The following is a 23,062-nucleotide window of genomic DNA, read 5'->3' as shown; positions in this document are numbered from 1 at the left end:
TCCATAGTCGACTCGATCTTTCAGGTCGATGTACGACGCAAGACACCTCGGTCGGCCCCCTCTCCCTCCGGGAGAGGGCTGGGCGGGCGGCGTGCCGATGAGGGTAGCTTTTGACCTGGGCTTGCAACAAAAAACGGCGACCCTGAGGTCGCCGTTTTGTATTGCGCTTAAGCCTTACGCCGCACTAAACAACTTATGCGGATCAATCACAAACTTCTTCGGCACGCCCGCATCGAACTCGCCATACCCTTCCGGCGCCTGATCCAGACTGATCACCTGCACGCCTACCACTTCGGCAATGTTGATGCGATCCCACATGATCGCCTGCATCAGTTGGCGGTTGTACTTCATCACCGGGGTCTGGCCGGTGTGGAAGCTGTGGGACTTGGCCCAGCCCAGACCGAAGCGAATGCTCAAGCTGCCCATTTTCGCGGCGGCGTCGACGGCACCCGGATCTTCGGTGACGTACAGGCCAGGGATACCGATCTTGCCGGCCACACGCACCACGCCCATCAACGAGTTGAGCACGGTGGCCGGCGCTTCGGCTTTGACGCCGTCGTGGCCGTGGCCGCGCGCTTCGAAGCCGACGCAGTCGACTGCGCAATCCACTTCCGGCTCGCCCAGCAGTGCGGCGATCTGTTCGTGCAGCGGCGTGTCCTTGGACAGATCGACGATTTCAAAACCCTGGGATTTGGCGTGAGCCAGGCGGATGGTGTTGACGTCGCCGACGATCACCACCGCCGCACCGAGTAAACGCGCAGAGGCAGCGGCGGCCAGGCCGACCGGGCCAGCGCCGGCAATGTACACGGTGCTGCCAGGGCCAACGCCTGCGGTGACTGCGCCGTGGTAACCGGTCGGCAGAATGTCGGAGAGGCAGGTCAGGTCGCGGATTTTCTCCATGGCCTTGTCGCGATCCGGCAGTTTCAGCAAGTTGAAGTCGGCGTACGGCACCAGCACGTACTCAGCCTGGCCGCCGGTCCAGTCGCCCATGTCGACGTAACCGTAAGCGCCGCCAGCACGGGCGGGGTTAACGGTCAGGCACACGCCTGTGTGTTGCTCCTTGCAGGAACGGCAGCGCCCACAAGCCACGTTGAACGGTACGGAGACCAGGTCGCCGATTTTCAGGTTTTCGACGTCGGAGCCTTTTTCGATCACCTCGCCGGTGATCTCGTGACCCAGCACCAGACCGGTCTGCGCCGTGGTACGGCCGCGCACCATGTGTTGGTCGGAGCCGCAGATATTGGTGGAAACCACTTTGAGAATGACCCCGTGCTCGATCTTGCGACCGCGCGGGTCCTGCATTTTCGGATAGTCGATTTTCTGTACTTCGACCTTGCCAGCGCCGAGATACACCACACCACGATTGCCAGACATGCTTTCACCTCGCTGTTGTTTTTATGGAACCGCGTTGCCCAGGCAGGCAGCGCGTTAAGTGCTCGGGTTATTGCTTGTTGGTTTTGCGTTGCTTGTTATGGCCCTATCGCGAGCAGGCTCACTCCTACATTGGAATGCGTACCCCTTGTAGGAGTGAGCCTGCTCGCGAAAGCGATCTAAAGAACGACGGTTCTATTGGCGTTCAAAAACACCCGTCTCTCAATGTGATACCCAACCGCCCGCGCCAACGTCAGGCCTTCAATATCGCGCCCCTTGGCAATCAGATCCTCGGGGTAATGACTGTGATCCACCGCCTCGACGCCTTGGGCAATGATCGGCCCTTCATCCAGATCGTTATTGATGTAATGCGCCGTCGCGCCAACCAGTTTCACGCCTTTGTTGTAAGCCTGGTGGTACGGCTTGGCGCCCTTGAAGCCCGGCAGCAACGAGTGATGAATGTTGATCGCCTTGCCATCGAGCTTGCGGCACAACTCCGGTGACAGCACCTGCATATAGCGGGCGAGGATCACCAGTTCAGCGCCGGACTCTTCGATCACCTGCCACACCTGACGCTCCTGCGACGGCTTGTCGTTGGGGTCGAGGGGGAAATGGTAGTAGGGAATCTGGTGCCAGTCGGCCAGCGGTTTCAGATCCGGATGGTTGGAGACCACCGCCGCCACGTCCATCGACAACTGGCCGATGCGCTGACGGTAGAGCAAGTCGTTGAGGCAGTGATCGGCCTTGGAGACCATGATCACCACTTTTGGCCGGTAGTTCGGCGCGGTCAGTTCGAAGATCATGCCGAAGGCCTGGCCGCGTTCGGCTAAACCGGCGCGGAAGGATTGTTCGTCGAAGCCGTCGGGCTGACGGAATTCCACGCGAATGAAAAAACGCCCGGAGAGGCGGTCATCGAACGAATGGTGCTCGGTGACGTAGCAGCCCTGCTCGAACAGAAAACGCGTGACCGCGTCCACGGTGCCGAGGACGCTGGGGCAGTCGGCGGTCAGAATCCATGTGTCTGGGGCGCGGCTCATGGTGCGGTGACTCCTGTTCTTTGTGCGGGGTGTCAGGTTTTTCCCTCACCCTAGCCCTCTCCCAGAGGGAGAGGGCTAGGGTGAGGTGTTGTTTCGAGCTACGCCGACCTGAAATGTCGCGGCGAACTCAGGCTCGAAAACTACACAAATCTGCTCCCTTTCCCCCTCTCCCCCCTGGGGGAGAGGGCTGGGGTGAGGGGGTAGCTTTTGATCTTTCAGGCCTGAACGCTCAACCCGTACTCAGCCGAAGCATCCTGCAACCACAACCACCAGTAATCCGAAAAACTGCGCCGAATCAGCAATTCCCAAGTGTCTTCCGCCGTATGCCGAATCATCAGCTGCGACTTGGCGAACACCGTGCCGACCGCTTTACCCACCGGAAAATTATTCGGGTGCACGTCATAGCTGGTCGATTTCATCAACACCTGACGCACGTTCGGCCCGCTGAGTTCGAGCACTTGCTGACCGCCGCTGACGTTGACGATCGCGATGTGCAGATCGCCCAGCGCTTCACGCAATTTCTGTTCGGCGGCGTACTCTTCACCGCTTGGCACGATCAGCAGCCACTCGTCCGGGCCCATCCATTGCAGGCTGGTTTCGCCTTTGACGATCACGCTCAGAGCGCCAGGCAGTTCAATGCCCAGGGCTTTGTGCACGCCAGCGGCGAACGCGGCATCGTGGCCATCGCCACGAATGGTCAGGTGACCGAGGAGTTTCTTTTCACGCACGATCACACCGGCGTTCTTGCGACCCTTGCCGACCAGACTGGCGAGGTCGGCATGGTGCAGCGACGACTCGGCCTTGGCGCCGGTGGTCGGGCGTTGTTGGTACACGTTGGCTGTGGTCATAAAGCACCTTCCTGAATTCTTGATCGTTCCCACGCTCTGCGTGGGAATGCCGCCATGGACGCTCTGCGTCCGCTCTTGGGACGCGGAGCGTCCCGGGATGCATTCCCACGCAGAGCGTGGGAACGATCAGTGTCAAATATTCTGCCGATCCCCCTTCGGATCGAAGAACACCGAAGAAACAATCTCCGCCTCGATCACGCTGCCATCGGCCAGCGGTGCAAACACCCGCTCACCGAGGCGCTTCAGACCGCCCTTGACCACCCCCATGGCAAACGAATAACCGAGGGAGTTGTGCGCGTAGCTGGAGGTCACGTGGCCGACCATGGTCATCGGAATCGCCTGCTTGGTGTTGAACACCAACTGCGCGCCTTCCGGCAGCCACACGTTCGGATCGATCGGCTTCAGACCGACCAGTTGCTTACGCTGATCCTTCACGCAGTCTTCACGGTTCATGCCGCGCTGGCCGATCCACGAGAACGGTTTGGTGCGACCCACGCACCAGCCCATGTTCAAGTCGTCCGGGGTCATCGAGCCGTCAGTGTCCTGGCCAACGATGATGAAACCCTTCTCGGCACGCAGCACGTGCATGGTTTCAGTGCCGTACGGGGTCAGGTTGTACTGCTTGCCGGCCTCGACGATTTTCTCCAGCACGCCCATCGCGTAGTCGGCCTGGACGTTGACTTCGTACGACAGCTCACCGGTGAACGAGATACGGAACACCCGCGCCGGCACGTCGCCGACCAGACCTTCTTTCCAGGTCATGAACGGGAAGGCTTCGTTGCTCAGATCAATGTCGGTCACGGCGCTAAGCAGCTTGCGGCTGTTCGGCCCCGACAGGGTCATGGTCGCCCAGTGGTCGGTGACGGAGGTGAAGTAAACCTTCATGTCCGGCCATTCGGTCTGGTGGTACAGCTCCAGCCATTGCAGCACGCGAGCCGCGCCGCCGGTGGTGGTGGTCATGACGAAATGGTTGTCGGCCAGGCACGCCGTCACGCCGTCGTCGAAGACCATGCCGTCTTCTTTGCACATCAAACCGTAGCGAGCCTTGCCCACGTCGAGTTTGGTCCAGGCGTTGGTGTACACGCGGTTGAGGAACTCGCGGGCATCCGGGCCTTGAATGTCGATCTTGCCGAGGGTCGAGGCGTCGAGCAGGCCGACGCTGTCGCGCACGGCTTTGCATTCGCGCTTCACCGCGGCATGCAGGTCTTCGCCGTTTTTCGGGAAGTACCATGGACGTTTCCACTGCCCGACGTCTTCAAACTCGGCGCCGTTCTTCACATGCCAGGCATGCAGCGCGGTGTGACGAACCGGTTCGAAGATATGCCCACAGTGGCGACCGGCCACGGCGCCGAAAGTCACCGGCGTGTAGTTCGGACGGAACATCGTGGTGCCCATCTGCGGGATGGTCACGTTCAGCGAACGGGCGGCGATGGCCAGACCGTTGACGTTGCCGAGCTTGCCCTGATCGGTGCCGAAACCGAGCGCGGTGTAGCGTTTGACGTGCTCGACCGACTCGAAACCTTCGCGGGTTGCCAGTTCGATCGCTGCAGCGGTCACGTCGTTTTGCAAGTCGACGAATTGCTTCGGCGCCCGTGCGGTGTTCTTTTCATGCGGCACCTGGAACAGCGCCAGCGTCGGTTCTTCGTGACGGCTCAGGGCTTTTGGCAATACGCCTTCAACGGTCTGGAAACCGGCTTCAGCGGCAGCGCGCACGCCCCCTTCAAAACCGTCAGCCAGCGAATCACCGAGACCGTAAACGCCGTTGATACCACCGACGCACACGCGTTTCTGCGGAGCTTCGCCCGGTACGAAACCAAGGATATCTTCGCGCCAGGTCGGCTTGCCACCGAGGTGCGAAGCCAAGTGAACCACCGGGCTGTAACCGCCGGAACTGGCGATCACGTCGCAGTCGAGCCATTCGCCCGGGCTGGTCACGGCGTGCGCTTTGACATCGATCGCAGCAACGCGAGCAGCGGTGACGCGCTTGCTGCCACGGGCCTCGATCACGGCGCTGCCAGTGAGAATCCGAATGCCTTTGGCACGCGCCTCTTCCACCAGCGCACCACGCGGATTGCTGCGCGCATCGGCGATGGCCACCACTTGCAGACTGGCATCGAGCCAGTCCAGCGCCACGCGATAGGCGTGATCGTTGTTGGTCGACAGCACCAGTTTCTTGCCCGGCGCCACGCCATAACGGCGCACGTAAGTCGACACCGCACCGGCAAGCATGTTGCCCGGCACATCGTTGTTGCCGTAAACCAGCGGACGCTCGCAGGCACCGGTCGCCAGCACGACACGCTTGGCGCGAACACGGTGAATGCGCTGGCGCACCTGGCCAATTGGCGCGCGGTCACCGAGGTGATCGGTAAGGCGTTCGTGAATGGTCAGGAAGTTGTGGTCGTGGTAACCGTTGACCGTAGCGCGCGGCAACAGCAGCACGTCCGGAGTGTTCTTCAGTTCAGTGATGACACTGGCGACCCAGTCCATCGCCGGTTTGCCGTCGAGGCTTTCGCGGGAATCGAGCAGGCTGCCGCCGAACTCTTCCTGCTCATCAGCAAGAATCACTCGGGCACCGCTGCGCGCAGCGGCCAAGGCAGCGGCGAGACCCGCAGGGCCGGCGCCGACGATCAGCACGTCGCAGTGCTGGTTCATGTAGTCGTAGGTGTCCGGATCGACTTCGGTCGGCGAACGGCCCAGACCGGCAGCCTTGCGGATGTACTTCTCGTAGGTCATCCAGAACGATTGCGGGTACATGAAGGTTTTGTAGTAGAAACCCGGCGGCATCAGTTTGCCGCCGACCTTGCCGAGAATGCCCATCATGTCGTTGTTGACGCTCGGCCAGCCGTTGGTGCTGGTCGCGACCAAACCTTGATACAGCGCCTGTTGCGTGGCGCGCACATTGGGAATCTGCGTGGCTTCGGTCGCACCGATCTGCAGCACCGCGTTCGGCTCTTCGGCACCGGCGGCAAAAATGCCGCGCGGACGCGAATACTTGAAGCTGCGGCCAATGATGTCGACGCCATTGGCGATCAGCGCGGCGGCCAGCGAGTCACCCTCGAAGCCTTTGTAGCTCTGACCGTTGAAGGTGAAGCTCAGCACTTTGTTGCGGTCGATCCGTCCACCGTTGGACAGGCGATTGGTCTGGCTCATACCTTCTCTCCCAGCGCCGTCGTGGCTGTTTTCGCCGAATCAGCCTTGTCGGTGAATTGCGGCTTGGTGCCGATCTTGTAGGTTTCGAGAATCTCGTAGGTCACGGTGTCGCGGGTGACGTTGAAGTACTGGCGGCAACCGGCAACGTGATCCCACAGCTCGTGGTGCAGACCGCGCGGGTTGTCGCGGAAGAACATGTAGTCGCCCCACTCCTCGTCGGTGCAGGCGCCTGGATCGAGCGGGCGCGGAATGTGCGCCTGACCGGATGCGTGGAATTCCTCTTCGGAGCGCAGTTCGCCGCAGTGAGGACAGAAGATATGCAACATGGGGATTTCTCCTGTTAGTGGGCAACCGCAGCAGCGCCGTGTTCATCGATCAACGCACCGTTGTGGAAACGGTCGATGGAGAAAGGTGCGGCCAACGGGTGCATTTCACCCTTGGCCAGACTCGCGGCAAACACGTTGCCCGAGCCAGGTGTGGCCTTGAAGCCACCAGTGCCCCAACCGCAGTTGAAGAACATGTTCGGCACCGGAGTTTTCGAAATGATCGGGCAAGCGTCCGGGGTGGTGTCGACGATGCCGCCCCACTGACGGTTCATGCGTACGCGCGACAACACCGGGAACATCTCGACGATGGCTTGAATGGTGTGCTCGATCACCGGGTACGAACCGCGCTGGCCGTAGCCGTTGTAGCCGTCGATACCGGCGCCGATCACCAGGTCACCCTTGTCGGACTGGCTGATGTAACCGTGCACGGCGTTGGACATGATCACGCTGTCGATAATCGGCTTGATCGGCTCGGACACCAGCGCTTGCAGCGGGTGGGATTCGATCGGCAGACGGAAACCGGCGAGCTTGGCCATGTGCCCGGAGTTACCGGCCGTGACCACGCCGACGCGCTTGGCGCCGATAAAACCCTTGTTGGTTTCAACGCCAATGCACACGCCGTTTTCCTTGCGGAAGCCGATCACTTCGGTCTGCTGGATCAAGTCCACACCGAGGGCGTCGGCGGCACGGGCAAAGCCCCACGCCACGGCATCGTGACGGGCGACGCCGCCGCGACGCTGAACGGTTGCACCCATCACCGGGTAGCGAGTGTTTTTCGAGCAGTCGAGGTACGGAATTTCGTCAGCCACTTGCTTGGCGTTGAGCAGTTCGCCATCGACGCCATTGAGGCGGTTGGCGCTGACCCGACGCTCGGAATCACGGATGTCCTGCAGGGTGTGGCACAGGTTGTAGACGCCACGCTGGGAGAACATCACGTTGTAGTTAAGATCCTGCGACAGGCCTTCCCACAATTTCATCGCGTGTTCGTAGAGGTGCGCCGACTCGTCCCACAGGTAGTTGGAGCGCACGATGGTGGTGTTGCGCGCGGTGTTACCGCCGCCCAGCCAGCCCTTCTCGACCACGGCGACGTTGGTGATGCCGTGCTCTTTCGCCAAGTAATAGGCAGTCGCCAGACCGTGCCCGCCGCCGCCGACGATGACCACGTCGTAGACTTTCTTCGGCGTTGGCGTGCGCCACATGCGCTGCCAGTTTTCGTGGTGGCTGAGGGAGTGTTTGAAGAGGCCGAAGCCCGAATAGCGTTGCATAGTCAGTTACTCCAGAACACTCAGCGATAAACCGGGAAGTCTGCGCACAGGGCCGACACTTGCTGGGCAACATTGGCCTCGACATCGGCATCGCCGAGGTTGTCGAGGATGTCGCAAATCCAGCCAGCCAACACTTCGCACTGGGTCACCTTGAAACCGCGAGTAGTGACGGCCGGGGTGCCGATGCGCAGGCCCGAGGTCACGAACGGCGATTGCGGGTCGTTCGGCACGGCGTTCTTGTTGACGGTGATGTGCGCGCGGCCAAGGGCGGCGTCGGCGTCTTTGCCGGTCAGGCCCTGACGGATCAGGCTGACCAGGAACAAATGGTTGTCGGTACCGCCGGACACTACATCGTAGCCACGTTTGATAAACACGCTCGCCATGGCCTGAGCGTTGTCGATCACTTGTTGCTGATAGGCCTTGAAGCCTGGCTCCAGCGCTTCCTTGAAGCACACGGCTTTGCCGGCGATGACGTGCATCAGCGGGCCGCCCTGAGCGCCGGGGAACACCGCGGCGTTGAGCTTTTTCTCGATCTCTTCGTTGGACTTGGCCAGGATCAGCCCGCCCCGTGGACCGCGCAGGGTTTTGTGCGTGGTGGTGGTGACCACGTCGGCGTACGGCAGCGGGTTCGGGTACAGACCGGCAGCGACCAGACCGGCGACGTGGGCCATGTCGACGAACAGCAGCGCACCGACTTTGTCAGCGATCTGACGGAAGCGCGGGAAGTCCAGCGTCTTCGAATAAGCGGAGAAACCGGCAACGATCATTTTCGGCTTGGATTCGACGGCCAGACGCTCGACTTCGTCGTAATCGATCAGCCCGGTGTCGGTGTTGATGCCGTACTGCACAGCGTTATAGAGCTTGCCCGAAGACGACACTTTCGCACCGTGGGTCAAGTGACCACCGTGAGCGAGGCTCATGCCGAGGATGGTGTCGCCCGGCTGGATAAGCGCCAGGTACACGGCGCTGTTGGCCGACGAACCGGAGTGTGGCTGGACGTTGGCGTAATCGGCGCCGAACAGTTGCTTGGCGCGTTCGATGGCCAGGGCTTCGACTTTGTCGACGTGCTCGCAGCCACCGTAGTAGCGCTTGCCCGGATAACCTTCGGCGTATTTGTTGGTCAGGCCACTGCCTTGCGCTTGCATCACGCGTTTGCTGGTGTAGTTCTCCGACGCGATCAGCTCGATGTGATCTTCCTGACGTTGCTCCTCGGCATTCATCGCCGCCAGCAGTGCATCGTCGTAACCCTGGATCTGGTCTTGCTTGCTGAACATCGCGTCTCTCCCAGCGGCATCTGTGCGCCATTCGTCTCGGTAAGGCACTGGCATTGAAGGCAGTGCCCTTTGATGCCGATGGTATGACCGGCGCAGACAGCTCAAATGCCTGCGCGCGCCACGCAAAGGTGCGTTTACGACATGGCTGGAAATGCCCTGACAGACACAGTCCTCAATATGACGAAGAACCCTGTGGGAGCGAGCTTGCTCGCGAAGAGGCCGTGTCAGTCAACATCAATGCTGGCTGACACACCGCTTTCGCGAGCAAGCTCGCTCCCACAGGGTTATGTAAAGAGTTGGCGGACGGCGAGTAGCAGGAGGAAATGCGCTGGATAGAGGGCGTAAGCCCAGCGCCGCATCGGCGGTGGCCGGTGATGTCGCACATGTCGCAACAGGAACAGCCCGAGCACTGGCGCAAACAGACAAATGGCAATCCCGAGGATGGCGACGCTACTGCCGAACCTCGCCGAGTCGTACAGGACTTGCCATTGGTTGGCCGCCAAACACACCAACCCCGGCAGCAGGCTGAAATACCACGGCCGGCGAAACACCAGCAGCAACGCCAGCGGCAACAGAATCCCGAACAAGCCGAACATCAGTCGTTCCGGAAACACAGCGGCCAGCACCAGCGCAGCAACGCCCAGCAATCGCGCCATGATCGAGGGATCCTGCCACCCCCGCGCTACCAGTAAACCCAGCGCCAGCGTCGGCATCACGTTCAACGTATCCGGCTCTGGAATGTACAACCGATAGGGAATTTCACTCACCGCACTGAACAGCACCAACCAGCCCAGATACCGCCATTCCATCTTCCCCGAACCATCACGCGCCAGATTCGCCGCCATCGCCAGACAAAACCACGGAAACGCCAGCCGCCCCGGCACATACAGCCAATCGGCGGAAAAGCCGACATATCGCAGGTGATCGAGCAACATGCTCAGCAGCGCCAGCCACTTGAGCAGATCCAGCGCGCCGTCGCGTTTTCTCAGGTGCATAATCGGTCTGCGTCCATGTAATGTTCTGACAGCGACATCCCGTGTGCTCCCCGGAAGATCTTCGGTAAAGTGCGCACCCTCATTGACCACGAGCCTTCACAAGAGTCTCGACCACGGAAGCCGGCCATGACCGACAAGAGCCAACAATTCGCCAGCGACAACTACTCCGGCATCTGCCCTGAAGCCTGGGCTGCGATGGAGCAGGCCAACCACGGCCACCAGCGCGCGTATGGCGACGATGAATGGACCGCACGCGCGTCCGACCATTTCCGCAAACTGTTCGAAACCGACTGCGAAGTGTTCTTCGCCTTCAACGGCACCGCCGCCAACTCGCTGGCCCTGTCGTCGCTGTGCCAGAGTTACCACAGCGTGATCTGCTCGGAAACCGCCCACGTCGAAACCGACGAATGCGGCGCCCCGGAATTTTTCTCCAACGGCTCGAAACTGCTGATCGCCGGCACTGAAAACGGCAAGATCACCCCGCAGTCGATCCGCGAAGTCGCCCTCAAGCGTCAGGATATCCACTACCCGAAACCGCGCGTGGTCACCCTGACTCAAGCCACTGAAGTCGGCAGCGTCTACACCCCGGAAGAAGTCCGCGCCATCAGCGCCACCTGCAAAGAACTCGGCCTGCACCTGCACATGGACGGCGCGCGCTTCTCCAACGCCTGCGCCTTCCTCGGTTGCTCGCCAGCCGATCTGACCTGGAAGGCCGGTGTTGACGTGCTGTGCTTCGGCGGCACGAAAAACGGCATGGCCGTGGGTGAAGCGATCCTGTTCTTCAACCACAAACTGGCGGAAGACTTCGACTACCGCTGCAAACAGGCCGGGCAACTGGCGTCGAAAATGCGCTTCCTCTCGGCCCCGTGGGTCGGCATCCTCGAAAACGACGCCTGGCTGAAATATGCGCGCCACGCCAACCACTGCGCGCAATTGCTGGCAGAACTGGTCAGCGACATTCCGGGCGTCGAACTGATGTTCCCGGTGCAGGCCAACGGCGTGTTCCTGCAACTCTCGGAACCGGCCATCGCCGCCCTGACCGCGAAGAACTGGCGCTTCTACACCTTCATCGGCAAGGGCGGCGCACGCTTCATGTGCTCGTGGGACACCGAAGAAGAACGCGTACGCGAACTGGCCCGCGACATCCGCGAAGTCATGTCCGCCTGACCTCCCGCCACCGCACTGATCGTTCCCACGCTCCGCGTGGGAATGCCTCCCGGGACGCTCCGCGTTCCAGCCTCACCACTACCGCCATACTGAGCACCGCTATGACGCGGAGCGTCAAGGGCTGCATTCCCACGCAGAGCGTGGGAACGATCTTCGGCCGGGAATGACTTTTCCCACCGTAATACCAGACTTCTCTTCTAGCGCGATCATCCCACCCGCCTCACCCTGATCGTTCCCACGCTCTGCGTGGAAACGCCTCCCGGGACGCTCCGCGTTCCATTCCCGTCGCACCGCAAGATTCAAGGAAGAATCCCATGGGCCGAAGCCGCTACACCATTACTGAAACCGACAAACCGCATTTCCTGACTTGCACGATCATGGAGTGGTTGCCGTTATTCATCCGCCCGTACATCGTCGACCACCTGCTCAACTGCTGGCGTTATCAACAGACCCACCATGACTTGAAGCTGTACGGCTACGTGATTCTGGAAAACCATCTTCACTTCGTCGCTCAGGCGCCCGACCTGAGTAAATGCCTCAGCCAATTCAAATCTTTCACCGCGCGACAAATCATCGATGATCTGCAAAGCAAAGGTGCCGACAAAGCTCTGCAACGCCTGCGCTTTAGCAAACGCGCGCATAAGCAGGATCGGGTGTACCAGTTGTGGCAGGAAGGTTCACACGCAGAAATGGTCTACAGCGAATCGGTGATGCGTCAGAAGCTTGAATACATCCACAACAATCCAGTGAAACGCGGATATGTGGATTTGCCAGAACAATGGCGTTATTCGAGTGCCAGGAACTACGCGGGAATGCCGGGGCTGATTGAGGTTCAGTGCTGGTATTGAAATAGGACGCGGAGCGTCCCGGGCTGCATTCCCACGCGGAGCGTAGGAACGATCAGATCTGACTCCACCGCACTGATCGTTCCCACGCTCCGCGTGGGAATGCCTCTCGGGACGCTCCGCGTTCCAGCCCCACCACAGACGTAAAGCTGAGCACAGCTATGACGCGGAGCGTCGACGGCTGCATTCCCACGCGGAGCGTGGGAACGATCAATGCCCTTCTGCCCTGAAAGACTTGGTCTACATTGTCTGTCGAGCCCTTCGCTCACATAACAATAAGCAGGAGCATCGGCATGTCGTTACAAGGCAAAACCCTGTTCATCACCGGCGCCAGCCGTGGCATTGGCCGTGAGATTGCGATGCGTGCCGCGAGGGACGGGGCCAATATCGTGATTGCGGCGAAAAGCGCCGAACCCCACGCCAAACTGCCCGGCACTATTCACAGCGTCGCCGCTGAAGTCGAAGCGGCGGGTGGCAAGGCGTTGGCGTTGCAGGTGGATGTGCGTGATGAGGATGGCGTGCGCCAGGCACTGGCCCGGGCCAACGAGCACTTCGGCGCAATCGATGCGCTGGTGAACAACGCCGGGGCGATCAAGTTGACCGGTGTGCAACACATCGAGCTCAAGCGTTTCGACCTGATGCACCAGATCAACACCCGCGCGGTGCTGCTGTGCAGCCAAGCCGCCCTGCCCTACCTGAAAAAATCTGCCGGGCACATTCTCAACCTGTCACCGCCGCTGAACCTGGCGAGCAAGTGGTTTGCGCAGTTCAGCCCCTACACCGTGACCAAATACGGCATGAGCATGCTGACGCTGGGGATGAGTGAGGAATTTGCCAGTTATGGGATCAGCGTCAATTCGTTGTGGCCGCAGACGATGATTGCCACGGCGGCGATCGAGTTTCAGCTGGGTAATCGGGAGTCGTTCAAGCAGGCGCGTCTGCCTTCGATCATGGCGGATGCGGCGCATGTGATTCTGGATAGCAGCGGGCGGCAGATTACCGGGCGACTGTTGATTGATGAGGAAGTTTTGCGTGAGAGCGGCGTGACTGAGTTCGGTCAATATCGCTTTGATCCAGACAGCACCACAACCCTGATGACAGACCTGTTCGTCGATTGAAACGCCCCCTTGTGGGAGCGAGCTTGCTCGCGAATAGGCCCTGTCAGACAGCACATATGTTGAATGACACACCGCATTCGCGAGCAAGCTCGCTCCCACATTGGGTCTGTGCAACGCCTTAGAAATCGATTCGTACGTCGCCCTTCGGCACACTGCAGCACGACAAGATAAACCCCTCAGCCTCATCGTCCTCGGTAATCCCGCCGTTGTGCTCCATCTCCACCTCGCCGCCCAGCTTCAGCACCTTGCACGTCCCGCAAATCCCCATCCCGCACGCTTTCGGAATCATCAGCCCCAGCTTGGCCGCCGCCGCATGCACGGTCTCACCCGGGGCCACACGAATGCTCTTGCCGGACGAAGTGAATTCGACCTGATGCAGATCCGCCGCATCGATTTCCGGTGCATCGGCGGCCTGTTCCGCCTGTTCCACCGCATCGGCACGGGCTTCCGGTGGCGTGGCGCCGAACGATTCCTCGTGATAACGCGACATGTCGTACCCGGCCACTTCCAGCAACCGCTTGACCGCGTTCATGTACGGCGTCGGGCCGCAGCAGAACACTTCGCGCTCAAGGAAGTCCGGCACCATCAGTTCCAGCATCTTGTGATTCAGGTAACCGCGATACCCGGCCCACGGCTCACCCAAGCCATGCTTCTCACAAATCAGGTGCAGGCTGAAGTTGTCGATCCGCGACGCCATGTGTTCCAGCTCGCGGTGGTAAATGATGTCTTTCGGCGAGCGCGCGCTGTGGATAAAGGTCATGTCGACGTTGGCGTTGGTGTCGTAAAACCAGCGCGCCATCGACATGCACGGCGTGATGCCGACGCCGCCGCTGAGGTACAGGACTTTCGGGCTCGGGAAGTCGATGGCATTGAACAGCCCGACCGGCCCGTGCACCGCCAGCTCTTGCCCCTCATGAAGCGTGTCGTGCAACCAGTTGGAGACCTTGCCACCCGGCACCCGTTTGATCGTCACCGAAAAGCTGTACGGCACCGACGGCGAACTGGAGATCGTGTACGAGCGCATGATCGGCTGGCCTTCGATTTCCAGCTCCAGGGTCACGAATTGCCCGGGCTTGAAGAAGAACAGGATCGGCTGGTCGGCCATAAAGCAGAAGGTGCGCACGTCCCAGGTTTCCTGGATGACTTTGACGCAACGGACGATGTGTCGGCCATTGGCCCAGGTCTGGGTGGTGACCGGATTCAGGAAGCTGTTGGACATGCTGTTCTCCACGGCCGACTGTCGGCCTTCATGTGGCGATTCTGCGTATAGCGCAGACCGCCCGTTTACCTATCCGCGACATCGGCATACTTATCGCGACCAGCCCCCAACCACCGGGGGTTGCGCGTCGGGAACAGATTGCACCATGTCGCCCATGGATAAGGTTCGCGGCAGCGCCGGCCCCACACTCGCCCCAACACCAAGACAGATTCTTTACACCTTGCGTAGCAACCGTTAGCAGCACACCTGATCAGCCACTTTTCGCCGGCCACGCAGATGGCCATGAGGATCACATCGATGGACGTCACCGCAAAAATCAGCCTGGGCGATCCGCTGGAACCCGCACGCAAGGCCACCGCACAAATGCTCCAGGAGCGCGAGCGGACGTTTTCGCTGCCGCAACCGTTCTACAGCGATGAACGGCTGTTCGATATCGACATGCAGGAGATCTTCCAGAAAGAGTGGTTGATCGCCGGCATGACCTGCGAGATCCCGGCCAAGGGCAACTACCTGACGCTGCAGATCGGCAAGAACCCGATCATCGTCATCCGTGGCGCCGAAGGCGTGGTGCATGCTTTCCACAACGTCTGCCGCCACCGTGGCTCGCGTCTGTGCACCAGTGAAAAAGGCAAGGTCGCCAAACTGGTCTGCCACTACCACCAGTGGACCTATGAGCTGGACGGTCGCCTGCTGTTCGCCGGTACCGAAATGGGCGCCGACTTCGACATGAAGCAGTACGGCCTGAAACCGGTGAACGTGAAGACCGCCGGCGGCTACATCTTTATCAGCCTGGCCGAGAACCCGCCAGCCATCGATGACTTCCTGTCGACGCTGAACCATTACATGGAACCGTACGACATGGAGAACACCAAGGTGGCGATCACCACCACCTTGATGGAAAAGGCCAACTGGAAACTGGTGCTGGAAAACAACCGCGAGTGCTACCACTGCAACGCGTCGCACCCGGAACTGCTGAAAACCTTGCTGGAATGGGACGACGTCACCGACCCGCGCGCCGATCAGGCGTTCAAGGATCACGTCGCCGCCTCCGCCGCTGCCTGGGAAGCCGAGAAGATCCCTTACGCTCACGCCAGCTTCGGCCTGCGTAACCGCATCGTACGCATGCCGCTGCTCAAGGGCACCGTGTCGATGACCCTCGACGGCAAACAGGGCTGCGCCAAACTGATGGGCCGCATCAAGAACCCGGATCTGGGTTCGATGCGCATCCTGCACCTGCCGCACTCGTGGAACCACTGCATGGGCGACCACATCATCGTCTTCACCGTGTGGCCGATCAGTGCACAGGAAACCATGGTCACCACCAAGTGGATCGTGCACAAGGATGCGGTTGAGGGCGTGGATTACGACGTCGAGCGCATGCGTCAGGTGTGGGATGCGACCAACGATCAGGACCGGCGTCTGGCGGAAGAGAACCAGCGCGGGATCAACTCCACCGCCTACCAGCCAGGGCCTTACTCCAAGACTTATGAGTTTGGCGTGGTCAACTTCGTTGATTGGTACAGCGAGCGCCTGTTGAACAACCTCGGCGCCGAGCCTGCGCCGTACCTCAAAGGCGTCCCCGTCCAAGGCTGATGTCTTCTGCTTGATCGTTCCCACGCTCTGCGTGGGAATGCCTCAACGGACGCTCCGCGTTCGGCCTTTGGGACGCAGAGCGTCCCGGGCTGCATTCCCACGCAGAGCGTGGGAACGATCAGTCAGTGTGATGACCACCTCACCGATCCATCCTCGCCAATAAACTCCTCAAAAATCTCCTCTCCCACCAGCCTGATTTTCGCGTACCCGTTCAACACCCGCAGCGGATACGCCGGGTCGTTGGCATCCTGCGTCTCTGACCACAACACCCGCGAATGCCCGTTCAGCTCACTGGAATTGCCATAGGGAATCGCCCCGTGCCCGGCACAACGCGCCTGCAAACCGCCCTGCTGCGCATAGACGATGCCGTTATGCAGATGCCCCCAATACCAGTAATCCGGCTCGCGTCCCAGCGCATCGCACACCGGTTGATATAACGCGGTCTTGTTGTGCCCGGAAATATCGAAGCCCTGATGATGGCTGAGCACCATGAGTTTTTTGCGTTTCGGCAGGCCTTTCATCCACGCGATCTGCGGCTCGTTCAAGGTGCCGTCCATGTACAGGTTCATCGCGTCCGACGCGTAGGCAGAATCCAGCCCGACCACCAGCCAGTCATCGTTGATCAAGGCAAAGTAACTGGTGCCCTGCTGCCCGGGAAAACGCTTGGCCAGTTCCTTGAAATAACCGTGAGCGCCGCTGTACATCTCGTGGTTCGAGTTGAGGGTGAACGAGCCATGTGTGCCCATCGGCCAACCGGCCATGTCGACGTCCTCCTGAGAGTGACTGCCGGCGTAATACACATCGCCCAAATGAATGGTGAAATCGGCCTGGGCCAGTTGCATCTGATTGGCCACTGACACCGCCGGCGCATGGCTGTCGAACGGCCCCGTGCCCCAGTCACCGGCAATCGCCAGGGTCACGTCGCGATCCATCTGCACTACGGCCGGATCAGTGCCGAACGTCGCATGATGGCGCAGGTTTTCGATCCACTTCAGCAGCGCTTCGCTCCAGAGCAAATCGAGCAGCTCCCACTTGCGACAACCGAGCAGGGTGCCGTCTTTCAGCACCCGGGTCGCCAGTTGATCGGGCGATTGCGGCAGCGGTGTGGCGTTACCAATACGCAGGATCGACAGACCATGGGACAACTCCCACGGCACCGCGGGTTCGTCGTCCGGCAACTCGCCGTTCTTCAGCACGTACTGCGCCTGATCGTGGCCGCGCTGCAGCAACTTGATGATCGCTTGAAACTCCTGCGGCTCCAGCTCGCTGATGAGTTTCATCCAGGCCATTTCCATGCGCGTGAACAAGCCGTGAATGCGCACTTTGACCTTGTCGTACTCGTGTTCCCAATGACTGACCAGTGACATGGCGTAATCCTCTCTCCGTAAGGTTCACAGGGTTTTCATGAATTCGATCAGCGCCCGCTTGTCGTCGTCCGACAGCGTCGTGCCGTACAGGTGACCCGTGTTGTGATTGCCCTCCAGGCGCGTGTCGTATGTGAAGTCGGCCGAGGCTTTGGCCTGGGCGCCGCGGGTAACGAAGCCGACATTGACCGGGTCGTAAATATCCGAGCCGGTGATGAACACCTGCGGACGTTTTTCCGGCGGTTGCAGCAGGTCCCACAGGGTCGGCACCGAGCCGTTGTGCAGGTACGGCGCGCGCAGCCAGACACCGTCGGTGGGCGTGTTGCTGTAGCTCTGGGTCTTGCGGTAGGCGCCGAAGTCGAACGGTGGTTTCTTGAAGGAGTGGAACGCGGCTACCAGACCGGTGGTGAACGAGTCCAGCCGATGCGGATCGGTGCCGAGCTGGTCGATGTTGGTGGTGACCTGTCCGGTGTCGGCACGCCCGAAGTCATGACAAGCGGCGCAGTTGGCCTCCCAGATCGGTTTGCCTTGCGCGACCTTGGCCTGATCCAGCGCCCACGGCCACGCCGGTGCCTTGTGCCCGAGCAGCCAGTTGGTCACACGATTGAAACTAGGCGGCAGCACCGATTCCGGCGTCGCGCCCACCGCCATCGCGGCGGCGTAGTTGCGTTCGTGGATCTTGTTGTTATTGCCATCCCAGTGCAGGTACATCGATTCCCGGGGTTTCTGGTTCCAGACTTGCGGCAGGTCGACGGTGCCGATGGTCGAGTCATCCGGGAAGCCGAACACCACCATTTTCGTCGGATTGAAAGTATCGGTGCGGCCCGGGCCTTGTTGCGGACGCAGCTTCTGCCAGGCGTAGGACTGCTTCTGCTTGAGCAAGGCGCTTTTCGCCATCGGCATGATCAGGTAGCGGTTGTAGAGTTTTTCGAAGAAGCCCAACTGGAACTTGCTGTTGATCGCCGCCATCACCGTGTCGGTGGTGAATTTCGGATCACTGGCGCAATCGTAGGCGAACCACTGGAAAGCTTGCAGTTGCAGGGTGTTGGCCGGTGCGCTGGGCACATTGACGGCGACGTCGCTGGCATTGGCGCGGTAGGAGCCGGTGTGGCACAGCGCGCAGTTCGGTTCGACGGTCGGATAGCCGATCTGCCGCTTGGCCATGCCGATCGGCAGGTCCTTGCCGTTTTCGAAGAGGAAGCCAAAAACCTCCCAGCCACCGGGTTTGGGCATTTTTTCCGGGCACATCTGCGGCAACACGGCGAACAGGTAATACGGGATGCGCGCTTCGATACCGAGTCCAATCGCGGCGTACTTATAGTGGTCTTCGTCGGAGGCGTATTGCTGCTCCGGCACCACCCGCAGCATCTGATACCAGGTTTCGTAACCGATAAAACCGAGCACCGCGACCACCACCAACGTGCCAACCTTGAAGGCGTGGCTTTGCCATTGCCGCGCCCACGCCGCTTTCCATTCGCGCCAGCCATCGCAAAGCAGCGCCCATGGCCGGTTCTCTGGCGTGGTGCCGAGGTACAGCAGAATGCCAAGGATCAGAAAGAAGCTCAGATCGCCCATCAGCATTGGCACGAATACCGAGCCTTGAACGCTGGTATTGATCAGGTAGATCCAAAACACCACGGCGATCAACCGCGTCAGCACACAGAGCCAGGAATGCACCACGTAACGCGGCGCGTTGAAACCCGATGGCATGTAAAACACGCTGATGCCCACCAGCAGCATCCCGGCATTTTCCAGCCATGGGTCGGAGAGTTGCGGCGGCAGCCCGACCACCGATGTCAGCAAGCCCGGCGCGAACAGCGCGGGGATGGCGAACACCATGTTCATCGCAATGCCGATCCAGATGAAGCGTTGAAACCAGCGGATGTAGCTGTCCATGTCATCCATTTCCTTGTGCAGACCCAAGAGGTGTAGCGCCTGACCTACCGCTTTCGCGAGCAAGCTCGCTCCCACATTGGAATGTGTGCCCCTGTGGGAGCGAGCTTGCTCGCGAAGCAGTCGACTCGGTCAATCGTCAACCGAGGGCGGTTTTCTCCAGGTGTTCAAGGATGATCGGGTAGACATCGACCACCGCGTTCTTGCCGAACATGCAGTCGATATGGCCGTAGCCCGGCACCACCTGTCGGCTGTAACGCTCGGGCCCGTGCAGGTCGCACAGACGCTGGTAGGTCTTGAGGGTGCTTTCCGGCAGATAACACTGATTGTCGGCGCCGCTGATAAAGCAGATCGGCATGGTCAGTCGATCAAAGTGCGGCATGTACACATCGTTGCCTTTGAAATCCACCAGATGCCCTTTGCGCACGATCAGCGCCAGATGCTCGAAGGTCTCGATGTTCGACTCGCCGAACAACTCGTGCAGGTTGTCGTGCAGGGTTTCGTTGAGGGTGTCGTGGCGATACAGCGACGCGTACATGAAGGTGATGCGGTGGCACACCGGGTTGGTGCAATAGCCCTGCGCCTCGATCCGCGCGTAACCGTTGAGGGCCTTGTCGTAGAGTTTGTTGAACCAGTTTTCCTTGCTGTCGGCGTAAGCCGTCATCGACTTGATGCCGATCGCATCGAGCATCCCCGGCAGGTGCAAACCGGCCTTCAGCCCTGTGGCAGTGGCAACCATGGTGTCAGCAGCAATCTGCGAGCAGACCACCGAACGCACGCCCTGCAAACCGGCGAGCAACGACATGAAGAACGTCGTCGCGCCATAGCAATGCACCACGCATTGCACATCGCGGGCGTTGGTTTGCTGCTGAATCTGCGCGATGGCAGCCTTGAAGTCGTACTGGGCAATCTGATCGCCGTTCCATTCCTTCTTGCTCGCCGGCAACAGAATGCTCACGCGAAAATCCAGCAGCCAGACGTCATAGTCGTGCTTGCACAGGTATTCGAGCAGGTTGGTCTGGATGGTGTCGGTGGAGAAGATATTCGACCCCACACCCAATCCGTGCACCAGCATCACCGGGCCTTTACTGCCGGCCTGATAACGCGTCAGGCGCAATTCGACACCGTCCTCGGTGGGAAAGAAATGCACTGCCGGGACGGGGGCATCCAGCGGTCGTTTCAGCCGTGGCGGCGCGTCCGGGTGGAAGTAGATGTCACCGAAAAACCCCCCGCCGTAGCTTTCCCAGAGAATCCCGGCGAAAAACTTGCCGAAGCGCGCCAGCCCTTCGATGCGCTCACGCTCATTGCGCGCATTGAGCACTTTCATGGTGGTCATCTGTTTGGCGAAATCGGTCGGATGAATGTGCATCACCCCGGAGCCGATCACCTCGCCGGATTTGTCCGGGCCGCGATACAGCGTCACGTAGAGCGTGCTGGTGTCATGCCAGATATTCAGCACGCCGTTGTCTTCCGGCACGGTTTTGAAGGCGCTGAAGAAATAGTCGTTGCCGTCCTCGGCGGTCAGCTTCATGTCGTATTTCATGTGGCGCGTATCGACCTGTTGCTCGAATTGTTCGAACAGGTTGAACACGCCGTTACTCGCGGTCAGCGGCTGTGCTGACAACGCCGGCGCGATGACGGTGCCGACAATGGTTGCCGCGTGCTCGGGCTCCTTGATCATGCGGTTGAGATCGTTGGCGGTGATGGTCAGGGTGAAGTCGATCGGCGAATTGTCCGCCTCACCGCGTTTGGCCGCCGCTTCGTAGACTTTCAGGTCGGTACTTTGCGCCGCCGTGAACGCCCGGGAAAAGTAACCTTTCATGGTTTCGGTGAACTGCACGCCGAGGGTTGGCGGCGCCACCGGTTTGCGCGGGGCCGACGGCAGTGTGTAGTCGATCTGCCAGCCACGGTCGGCAGCGAGCAAACCCATGTTGCGTTCACTCACGGCAGAAATGGTCAGCAGCGGATTGACCGCCAGCGATGTCGGAATCACCGCGCCGTCAGTCACGTAAAGGTTGGCGTAGACATCGGTGCCGCTGGCGCCGCTGAACACCTGGCCCTTGTGATTGACCACGCCTTGCGCCGCGTCTTCGCCCATCACGCAACCGCCCAACGGGTGCACTGAAACGATGCTGTGCTTGAGCAGTTTGGTCCAGATCGGGTTCTCCACCCACACGCCGCCGAGCGCCTTGGTGCTCTGCTGCAAACGCTGATTGCCGAGTTTGAAGTTCTCCTGCTCGCCAACGCCGGGCCAATCGATGCGCAGTTGATCTTTGTTGTCGAGGATCATCCGCCCCTGGCCGCTGTCGTGACTCATGATCAGGTAGGTCTGCATGTTGTGCAGGGCGCCGTAATACGGGCCGCGCAGGAAGCTTTCCGCTTCGCGTTCCTTGTACTTCACTTTGCCGCTGAAACTGTCGTCGGTGGGCACGCCGATCATCTCGGCGAATCCGGCCATGCTCGGCACCATCGGCCGGCCGAGCGCGCCAGGGATCGAGCCTTCCTCGATGACCATGCGGCTGCGCCAGTCGCCTTCGGTGCGCATGTCGATCACCGAAGTGATACACGGGCCAACCGGTTGCAGTTCCTTGACCGGGTGCGCGCCGAAACCGATGCCGTTGATGGTCTGCTCGCAGTTGTGGCCGAAGCCGAGGATGTCGCCGTTGCCGCTCATGTTCTCGCCGAGCTGGCCGGACATCACCACGCCTTTGTCGCGCGAACGCAGAAGAATTTCCGTGGAGCCGAGGGTGCCGGCGGAGACCACGACGATATCGGCCTTCACGAACAACGTCGGCGCGCTGAACATCTCACGCCCACTGTCGAGGTACTGGAAGTGCACGATCCAGCCGTCACCGTCGCGCTCCAGATGGCGCACCTCGGCCTGGCAGAAAATCTCCGCGCCGTGATTCCAGGCGTCCGGCAGGTAGTTCATCAGCGTGGTGTTCTTGGCCTTGTTGTTACAGCCAGAAACGCAATCGCCGCACTGGTTGCACGGCAGTTGCTCGACGCCGACATGGTTGAGGTTGTTCGGCAGCTTGTCGAAGGTCACGTTGATCGGCGGTTTGTAGAAATGCGCGCCCTGCTTGAGGTAATCCGCCGATTTCTTGTTGGCGTCGAGTTTCGGCAGGTTTGGTGAAGTGCTCGGGTAGGGATTGGGTTTGAGCATCTCGCGGGCGCGGGCGTAACCGTCCTTGAGCAGCGTGTCGCGGTGTTCACGCACCGCTTGCGGCCAGCGCGGGTCATCGAATACGCCGGGCTCCGGCTCGAGGGCCACGTTGGCATTGATCAGCGACGTGCCGCCGAGGCCGCACCCGACCACGACGTTTTGCTGGGCGTTGACGTGCAAGTCGAACAGCCCGGTGCGCGAACCGATATGGCCATCCGGGTCATGCACCTGCAGCTCTTCGGTGGCGGCGATCATGGTGTTGGGGTATTCGCCGGGCTGGATTTCCCGACCGCGTTCGAGCAGGCACACACGTTTGCCGGCACGGGACAGGCGCGAGGCAGCGATGCCGCCGCCGTAGCCTGAGCCGATAACGATCACATCGTAGTGTTCCTTGATCTCGCTGATGGGCGTTGCGATCCGTGTCATGAGGT

At 60.5% G+C, this 23,062-nt stretch carries 16 protein-coding genes; 4 read left to right on the top strand and 12 right to left on the bottom strand.

Annotation, left to right across the window (positions count from 1 at the left end):
- Positions 1 to 174: 174 nt before the first annotated feature.
- The 8 genes from fdhA to ACWR1S_RS12005 form a co-directional block, all read right to left on the bottom strand.
- Positions 175 to 1,374, bottom strand: a complete 1,200-nt coding sequence (gene fdhA / locus ACWR1S_RS12040) for a formaldehyde dehydrogenase, glutathione-independent (RefSeq protein WP_034155015.1) — start codon at positions 1,372 to 1,374, stop codon at positions 175 to 177.
- Between the two features lie 176 nt (positions 1,375 to 1,550).
- On the bottom strand, positions 1,551 to 2,408 hold the full coding sequence (gene purU / locus ACWR1S_RS12035) for a formyltetrahydrofolate deformylase (protein ID WP_008086918.1): 858 nt from the start codon (positions 2,406 to 2,408) through the stop codon (positions 1,551 to 1,553).
- A gap of 215 nt (positions 2,409 to 2,623) precedes the next feature.
- Positions 2,624 to 3,256 (bottom strand): sarcosine oxidase subunit gamma, encoded by a 633-nt coding sequence (locus tag ACWR1S_RS12030; RefSeq protein ID WP_160059697.1) that lies wholly within the window; start codon positions 3,254 to 3,256, stop codon positions 2,624 to 2,626.
- 132 nt (positions 3,257 to 3,388) lie between these two features.
- Positions 3,389 to 6,406, bottom strand: coding sequence for a sarcosine oxidase subunit alpha (locus ACWR1S_RS12025; protein ID WP_236431628.1), 3,018 nt, complete (start codon positions 6,404 to 6,406; stop codon positions 3,389 to 3,391).
- Entirely contained in the window at positions 6,403 to 6,732 is a 330-nt protein-coding gene (locus ACWR1S_RS12020; protein WP_007913119.1) for a sarcosine oxidase subunit delta, read from the bottom strand. The genes ACWR1S_RS12025 and ACWR1S_RS12020 overlap by 4 nt, the downstream gene beginning before the upstream one ends.
- 14 nt (positions 6,733 to 6,746) lie before the next feature.
- Positions 6,747 to 7,997, bottom strand: a complete 1,251-nt coding sequence (locus ACWR1S_RS12015; protein ID WP_003206307.1) for a sarcosine oxidase subunit beta — start codon at positions 7,995 to 7,997, stop codon at positions 6,747 to 6,749.
- 20 nt (positions 7,998 to 8,017) lie between these two features.
- The gene (locus ACWR1S_RS12010) at positions 8,018 to 9,271 is read right to left on the bottom strand and encodes a serine hydroxymethyltransferase (protein WP_007913117.1); all 1,254 of its coding nucleotides are present in this window, start codon (positions 9,269 to 9,271) and stop codon (positions 8,018 to 8,020) included.
- A 284-nt stretch (positions 9,272 to 9,555) separates the two neighbouring features.
- Positions 9,556 to 10,266, bottom strand: coding sequence for a TraX family protein (locus ACWR1S_RS12005; RefSeq protein WP_454563630.1), 711 nt, complete (start codon positions 10,264 to 10,266; stop codon positions 9,556 to 9,558).
- A 126-nt stretch (positions 10,267 to 10,392) separates the two neighbouring features.
- Between ACWR1S_RS12005 and ACWR1S_RS12000 the strand changes: the two genes are divergently transcribed.
- The 3 genes from ACWR1S_RS12000 (at position 10,393) to ACWR1S_RS11990 (ending at position 13,396) form a co-directional block, all read left to right on the top strand.
- On the top strand, positions 10,393 to 11,433 hold the full coding sequence (locus ACWR1S_RS12000) for a threonine aldolase family protein (protein WP_236431625.1): 1,041 nt from the start codon (positions 10,393 to 10,395) through the stop codon (positions 11,431 to 11,433).
- Positions 11,434 to 11,747: 314 nt separating this feature from the next.
- On the top strand, positions 11,748 to 12,281 hold the full coding sequence (locus ACWR1S_RS11995) for an REP-associated tyrosine transposase (protein ID WP_454563629.1): 534 nt from the start codon (positions 11,748 to 11,750) through the stop codon (positions 12,279 to 12,281).
- Positions 12,282 to 12,571: 290 nt separating this feature from the next.
- Positions 12,572 to 13,396, top strand: a complete 825-nt coding sequence (locus tag ACWR1S_RS11990) for an SDR family oxidoreductase (protein WP_454563628.1) — start codon at positions 12,572 to 12,574, stop codon at positions 13,394 to 13,396.
- A 118-nt stretch (positions 13,397 to 13,514) separates the two neighbouring features.
- On the opposite strand, the gene gbcB is transcribed toward ACWR1S_RS11990, so the two are convergent.
- A complete protein-coding gene (gene gbcB / locus ACWR1S_RS11985) occupies positions 13,515 to 14,615 on the bottom strand; it encodes a glycine-betaine demethylase subunit GbcB (RefSeq protein WP_007911227.1) in 1,101 nt (366 codons plus the stop codon).
- Positions 14,616 to 14,912: 297 nt separating this feature from the next.
- Between gbcB and gbcA the strand changes: the two genes are divergently transcribed.
- Positions 14,913 to 16,208, top strand: coding sequence for a glycine-betaine demethylase subunit GbcA (gbcA, locus tag ACWR1S_RS11980; protein ID WP_008083155.1), 1,296 nt, complete (start codon positions 14,913 to 14,915; stop codon positions 16,206 to 16,208).
- A 122-nt stretch (positions 16,209 to 16,330) separates the two neighbouring features.
- Here the strand turns inward: gbcA and ACWR1S_RS11975 are convergent, their stop codons facing one another.
- The 3 genes from ACWR1S_RS11975 to ACWR1S_RS11965 form a co-directional block, all read right to left on the bottom strand.
- A complete protein-coding gene (locus ACWR1S_RS11975; RefSeq protein WP_454563627.1) occupies positions 16,331 to 17,575 on the bottom strand; it encodes a metallophosphoesterase family protein in 1,245 nt (414 codons plus the stop codon).
- A 24-nt stretch (positions 17,576 to 17,599) separates the two neighbouring features.
- Positions 17,600 to 19,468, bottom strand: a complete 1,869-nt coding sequence (locus ACWR1S_RS11970; protein ID WP_454563626.1) for a c-type cytochrome — start codon at positions 19,466 to 19,468, stop codon at positions 17,600 to 17,602.
- A 136-nt stretch (positions 19,469 to 19,604) separates the two neighbouring features.
- Complete coding sequence (locus ACWR1S_RS11965; RefSeq protein WP_454563625.1) at positions 19,605 to 23,057, bottom strand: alpha/beta fold hydrolase; 3,453 nt, start codon at positions 23,055 to 23,057, stop codon at positions 19,605 to 19,607.
- Between the last annotated feature and the right edge of the window lie 5 nt (positions 23,058 to 23,062).

Source organism: Pseudomonas sp. AIG, from assembly GCF_977020205.1.
This window is presented reverse-complemented; position numbering and strand designations above follow the sequence as displayed.